Below are 6,016 nucleotides of genomic sequence, written 5' to 3'. Positions count from 1 at the left end.
AATCTCCGCCAAGCATGCTCAAGCTTCACGATTTTTGCAACAGAGCCCGCCAATTGGCGGCCGGCAAGGTTCCGCTGGTTTTCAACTGCTCGGCCGGCAAGGACCGAACCGGTGTCGCGGCGGCGATTATCCTTTCGGCACTCGGCGTGCCCATGGAAGAGGTGATCGCCGACTATATGCTGACCAATGATTCGATCGGCGAACTGGCCGGTATATTGGAGCAGGAGCCGGAATATAGCCGCTGGGTCGCGGAACAACCGGAAGTCGCCTATCCACTGCTTCGCGCGGAACCGGAATATCTGCAGAGGACCTTCAGTATTCTGGAAACGCGCCATGGCGGGATCGAAGGCTATCTGACTGGGCGATTGGGCATTTCATCGGCTGAGATCGCTACGATCAGAGCGCTGTTGCTGGATTGATTAGACAGGTGCTTTGCGGCGCGACGGGTATCCCCAATCGGCAGGCGCACCGGCCCCTGACAGCAGCTTGCTTCATGTGCGAGCAAATTCCATTCTTTCCTCCGACGAAATGGTCTGTAAAATTATTGGCATCTACTATCGAATAGTAACTGATCGTATGGTGATGGTAAGCTAACTTCTGGAGCGAATCGTGACCCTGTTGAAAATGCCGGCGGCCGATCCGCAAACGCTTTCCCGTCGCGCTGACATCATCGCCGCGATGCGCGCTATCGTCCCGGGCGAGGGCGTTATTTCCGATGAGGACGGGCTGCGTCCATTCGAGTCGGATGGTCTGACGGCCTATCGCCAGACGCCCCTTGTCGTGGTGCTGCCCGAAACGACCGAACAGGTATCTCGTATATTGTCCTGGTGTCATGCCCATCAGATCAAGGTCGTGCCGCGTGGCTCGGGCACGTCCCTTTCGGGTGGCGCTCTACCACTGGCGGACGGAGTATTACTGGGTCTTTCGAAGTTCAACCGGATCGTGGAGATCGACTATGAGGATCGGTTGGTCGTCGCGCAGCCCGGCGTCACCAATCTGGCTATTACGCGCGCGGTTGAAGACCGGGGCTTCTACTATGCGCCCGATCCGTCCAGCCAGATCGCCTGTTCCATCGGCGGCAATGTCGCTGAAAATTCGGGTGGTGTTCACTGCCTGAAATATGGACTTACAACGAACAATGTCGTCGGCTGCGAACTTGTGCTCATGAACGGCGAAGTCATCCGGATCGGTGGGCGGTTTCTTGAAACGGCAGGCCTTGACCTGATGGGCGTCATCGTCGGATCGGAGGGGCTGCTGGGCGTCCTGACCGAAGTGACGGTGCGCATCCTGCCCACGCCGCAGACCGCGCGCGCTTTGCTGATCGGCTTTGCGACGGTCGACGGTGCTGGCCAGTGCGTAGCCGACGTTATCGCGGCTGGCATCATTCCGGCGGGCATGGAAATGATGGACCGCAAGGCCATCCATGCGGCCGAAGCCTTTGTCGGAGCCGGATACCCGCTCGACGTCGAGGCGCTCCTGATCGTGGAACTCGATGGTCCCTCCGCCGAATGTGACCATCTTCTGCATGCGGTCGAACGCATCGCCGGCGAAAACGGAGCGGTGTCCGTGCGTACTTCGCAGAATGATGCGGAACGGGCGGCATTCTGGGCAGGGCGCAAGGCTGCCTTCCCGGCGGTTGGTCGATTGGCGCCTGACTATTATTGCATGGACGGCACCATTCCGCGCCGACGCTTGCCCGAAGTCCTGCGGCGCATGGATGAACTGTCCGAAGCCTACGGCCTGGGCGTGGCCAATGTGTTTCATGCGGGCGACGGCAATCTTCACCCGCTCATCCTTTATGACGCCAACATCCCTGGCGAACTGGAGAAAGCGGAGGCGTTCGGCAACGACATATTGCGGCTGTGCGTCGAAGTTGGCGGGGTGCTGACAGGGGAGCATGGTGTTGGCGTGGAAAAGCGCGACTTGATGCCGGAAATGTTCTCCGACACGGACCTGAAGCAACAGCAGCGCGTCAAATGCGCTTTCGATCCCGAAATGTTGCTTAACCCGGGAAAGGTATTCCCTCAGTTGCACCGTTGTGCCGAGTTGGGAAGAATGCACGTGCATCGCGGTCAAGTGCCGCATCCGGACCTCCCGCGGTTCTGATATGACCAACGACCTGTTGAAGCCCGGCGACGAAGCCGAAGCGATGGCGATGGTTGCCGACGCAGCGGCGCGCGAGAGCCAGCTCTCGATCGAGGGCGGAGGGACCAAAAGCTGCATCGGCCGTTCCGTCGAAGCGCAGATACTGTCGATGCAGAACATTGCCGGCGTCATCGACTATGATCCGGCGGAACTGGTCCTCACCGTCAGGCCGGGGACCGCGCTGGCGGAGGTCGAGGCGCTGGTCGAGAGCCAGGGGCAGATGCTCGCCTTCGAACCATTTGATCACAGCGGTCTTTTCCCGTTGGGCGGGCGCGCCACCATTGGGGGGGTCGTGGCGGCCGGTGTCGCAGGCTCCCGCCGGGTTTCAGCTGGCGGCGCGCGCGATCACCTCCTGGGTCTGCGGGCCGTTTCCGGCCGGGGCGAAATATTTGTCGCTGGCGCCAAGGTGGTCAAGAACGTCACCGGCTATGATCTCCCCAAGCTTGCCGCTGGCAGCTGGGGTCGTCTGTTCGCAATGACCGAACTGACCCTGAAGGTGTTGCCGCGACCGGAAACCAGTTTGACGCATGTCGTCGAAGGTGTTGACGGGGCTGACCTTTCGACGATCATGGCGACGGCGATGGGATCTCAGGCCGCCGTTGCGGCAGTCGCTCATGTGCCCGCCGACCTTTACGGCGGAAGGTCGATCACGGCCATTCGGCTGGAGGGATTTGGGCCTTCGGTGCGGGCGAGATCCTCGATACTGGCTCGGACGCTCGGGCCCTCAGCGCCGCTGTTGGACATGAGCGGGCCGGAAGCGGACGCATTCTGGGCCGGGATCCGGGATTTGCGTTATCTACCGGGCGACCGGACCGTGTGGCGCATCAACATACCGCCGCGAGCCCTCCAACCCCTCCTCTCCGCGCTTCTGCCGCGGGGCGCATCCTGGGTCGCTGACTGGGCCGGTGGCCTGGTCTGGATCGCTCTCGATGGTGCGGCGGAGGCCGTGCGCGATGCGGCGCAGCGCAATGGCGGCCATGCGATGCTGCTGCGCGCGTCGGAACGGATGCGTGCGGAAACCCCCACATTTCATCCTTCCGAGCCCGCACTCGCCGCATTGGAAGGGCGCGTGCGTCGCGCCTTCGATCCCCTGGGCTTATTTGAAACGGGACGTTTCTGACATGCAGACAAGGTTCGCCCCTGAACAGCTGGCCGATCCCGCCATGGCGTCGTCCGAGCGCATCATCCGCAAATGCGTGCATTGCGGCTTTTGCACGGCGACCTGCCCGACCTATGTGCTGTTGGGAGATGAGTTGGACAGCCCGCGCGGCCGCATCTACCTTATGAAGGATATGCTGGAGAACGACCGGGATCCATCGCCTGAGGTCGTCAAGCACATCGATCGCTGCCTGTCCTGTCTCTCCTGCATGACGACCTGCCCATCGGGCGTGAACTATATGCACCTGGTCGACCATGCGCGCACATATATTGCGGCGCGCTACAAGCGGCCGCCGGCTGACCGATTTTTCCGCTGGATGCTGTCGAACATCCTGCCTCACCCCGGGCGCATGCGGCTGGCGCTGAGGCTGGCGCGATATGCGCGTCCGGCGATGCGGTTCATACCGTCCTGGCCCGGGTTGAAGTCCTTGTCCGCCATGCTGAGGATGGCGCCCCGTCATCTGCCGTCCAAAGCGACCGCGGACAATTCCACCACCGCCGGATCGAAGGGCAGGGTGGCTCTCATGGCCGGATGCGCCGAACCGGTGCTTCGCCCCGAATTTCGCGCCGCGACGGTGCGTATCCTCAATCGCGCAGGTTTCGATGTGCTGTTCGCGAAGGGCGAGGCATGTTGCGGCGCCCTGGTGCATCATATGGGTCGGGAGGCCGAGGCGCGTGCCAGCGCGCGGCGTAACATCGACGCCTGGATCAGGGAAATCGAGGAGGGTGGCCTCGATGCGATCATCATCACCACATCCGGGTGCGGCACGACAGTCAAAGATTATGGGTTCCTGCTTCGTGACGATCCGGACTATGCGGAAAAGGCTGCACATGTGGCCTCACTGGCAAAGGACATCACCGAATTTCTGGCCGACATTCCCTTGCCGCCTGTCCAGGCCAACGGAATGGACGTGGCCTATCATCCCGCCTGCTCGTTGCAGCATGGCCAGAAGATAACGGACGCGCCGCGCGCCCTGCTTACGAAAGCCGGATACAAGGTCCGCTTGCCGGCGGAAGCGCATCTTTGCTGCGGGTCGGCAGGTACTTACAACATCCTGCAACCCGACATCGCGGGGCAACTGGGAGACCGGAAGGCGGCCGCCCTTGCCAGCCTTTCCGCAGACGTGGTGGCGACCGGGAACATCGGGTGCGCCATGCAGATTGGCCAGCGGATGGATGTACCGGTCGTGCACACGGTCGAACTGCTGGATTGGGCCACCGGCGGCCCAATCCCACCCGCAATCAGGAAGCACAGGGAAAAACTATGAGCCAACTCACTTTGGAACGCGCCAATCACGTCATATCCGCAGCGCTCGAAAAGGGTGCGGAACTCAAATTGAAGCCGCTCAGCGTCGCGGTCGTCGATGCCGGCGGCCATCTGATCGCGTTCCAGCGGCAGGATCAGGCTTCTTTCGGCCGGCTCCAGATCGCCCAAGGCAAGGCTGCGGGCGCGCTTGCCCTGGGGGTTTCTTCTCGCAAGGTTGGCGACATGGCGATCGAGCGGCCATGGTTCATCGACGCGTTCGCGGCGTCCGCTCCGCACGCCATCATTCCGGCAGCGGGCGGCGTCATCCTCGTCGGTCCTGATGGGGCGGTGATCGGCGCGGTGGGCGTGACGGGCGATACGAGCGACAATGACGAAGCATGCGCGCTGGCCGGCATCGCGGCGGCGGGCTTGACCGCTCAAGCTTGATATTCGGACCGATGGAAACGCGCATTCGGCTGTAAGGATAATCTCATGCCCATTTACGAGTTCGAAGAAGCCCGCCCCACGATCAGCGAGGACGCATGGATAGCGCCCAGTGCGGACGTCGTCGGTGATGCTGTCATCGGGAAGCGGTCAAGCATCTGGTTCGGCGCGGTCGTTCGCGCCGATAACGGGAAAATCGAGATCGGGGACAGAACCAATGTCCAGGAAGGCGCCATGCTGCATTCCGACCCGCATGCTCCGCTCAAGGTGGGGGACGGAGTCACGATCGGGCACCATGCCATCCTCCACGGCTGTACAGTCGGGGATAACGTGCTGGTAGGAATGGGCGCCGTCGTGCTGAACAACGCCGTCATCGGCGAGGGCAGCCTGATCGGTGCAGGAGCGCTCGTGACCGAGGGCAAGTCATTCCCTCCCAACAGCTTGATCGTCGGCGTTCCAGCGAAACTGGTACGCGCCCTGACGCCGGACGAAAGCAACGCTCTTGAGACATCGGCGGAAGAATATGCCGCGAAGTCCACAAGGTTCGCCAACGGCCTAAGGCCAGCCCGTTAATCCCGCCGCTTATGGCCGGGTGCTGCGCGGGTTGTATGTTAGTATAGGATATTTTTCATGGCAGGAAATCTTCAAGGAAAAGCCGCGCTGGTCACCGGCGCTTCGGGCGGCATTGGCCGCGCCATCGCCGTGCATCTTGCTGCTGCGGGTGCGGAGGTTATGGTTCATTATGGAAGCGGGCGGGAACGTGCGGAAGAGACGGTCCGTCTCGTCACGGCCTCCGGCGGCAAGGCGCGAATCGTACAGGCCGACCTGCGCAATGCCGCGGACGTCCGGCAACTCGCCGACGCCTGTGGAAAATTGGATATTCTCGTCAACAATGCCGGAATCGCTCGCGGATACACGTTGGAAAGCACGACCGAGGAAGATTTCGATACGGTGTTCTCCACCAATGTGAAGGGCCGGCTCTGTTGCAAAGATTGGCGGCAGTCAGAGGTAGGCTGTCGCTCT

At 61.9% G+C, this 6,016-nt stretch carries 7 protein-coding genes; all 7 read left to right on the top strand.

Translation table 11 applies throughout. The annotated features are described in order from the left end of the window. Positions 1–419: tyrosine-protein phosphatase (locus tag ET21_RS0118785; RefSeq protein ID WP_030540867.1), on the top strand; the 419-nt coding region annotated here is incomplete at its 5' end. Positions 420–609: 190 nt separating this feature from the next. Continuing rightward, the gene (locus ET21_RS0118780; protein ID WP_030540866.1) at positions 610–2,106 is read left to right on the top strand and encodes an FAD-linked oxidase C-terminal domain-containing protein; all 1,497 of its coding nucleotides are present in this window, start codon (positions 610–612) and stop codon (positions 2,104–2,106) included. A gap of 1 nt (position 2,107) precedes the next feature. Beyond that, the gene (locus ET21_RS0118775) at positions 2,108–3,265 is read left to right on the top strand and encodes an FAD-binding protein (protein ID WP_030540865.1); all 1,158 of its coding nucleotides are present in this window, start codon (positions 2,108–2,110) and stop codon (positions 3,263–3,265) included. Between the two features lies 1 nt (position 3,266). Continuing rightward, a complete protein-coding gene (gene glcF, locus ET21_RS0118770; protein WP_030540864.1) occupies positions 3,267–4,571 on the top strand; it encodes a glycolate oxidase subunit GlcF in 1,305 nt (434 codons plus the stop codon). Continuing rightward, entirely contained in the window at positions 4,568–4,996 is a 429-nt protein-coding gene (locus tag ET21_RS0118765; RefSeq protein ID WP_030540863.1) for a heme-binding protein, read from the top strand. Before glcF ends, ET21_RS0118765 begins: the two co-directional genes overlap by 4 nt. 45 nt (positions 4,997–5,041) lie before the next feature. Next, the gene (locus ET21_RS0118760) at positions 5,042–5,566 is read left to right on the top strand and encodes a gamma carbonic anhydrase family protein (RefSeq protein WP_030540862.1); all 525 of its coding nucleotides are present in this window, start codon (positions 5,042–5,044) and stop codon (positions 5,564–5,566) included. A gap of 57 nt (positions 5,567–5,623) precedes the next feature. After that, positions 5,624–6,016: SDR family NAD(P)-dependent oxidoreductase (locus tag ET21_RS0118755; protein ID WP_156029292.1), on the top strand; the 393-nt coding region annotated here is incomplete at its 3' end.

Source organism: Sphingobium sp. DC-2 (assembly GCF_000722555.1).
Lineage (GTDB): Bacteria > Pseudomonadota > Alphaproteobacteria > Sphingomonadales > Sphingomonadaceae > Sphingobium > Sphingobium quisquiliarum.
This window is presented reverse-complemented; position numbering and strand designations above follow the sequence as displayed.

Bases quoted from the DNA above. Each gene is read 5' to 3' on its own strand.
- ET21_RS0118775 (WP_030540865.1), top strand. From the start codon at position 2,108: ATGACCAACGACCTGTTGAAGCCCGGCGACGAAGCCGAAGCGATGGCG.
- ET21_RS0118760 (WP_030540862.1), top strand. From the start codon at position 5,042: ATGCCCATTTACGAGTTCGAAGAAGCCCGCCCCACGATCAGCGAGGAC.
- ET21_RS0118765 (WP_030540863.1), top strand. From the start codon at position 4,568: ATGAGCCAACTCACTTTGGAACGCGCCAATCACGTCATATCCGCAGCG.
- glcF (WP_030540864.1), top strand. From the start codon at position 3,267: ATGCAGACAAGGTTCGCCCCTGAACAGCTGGCCGATCCCGCCATGGCG.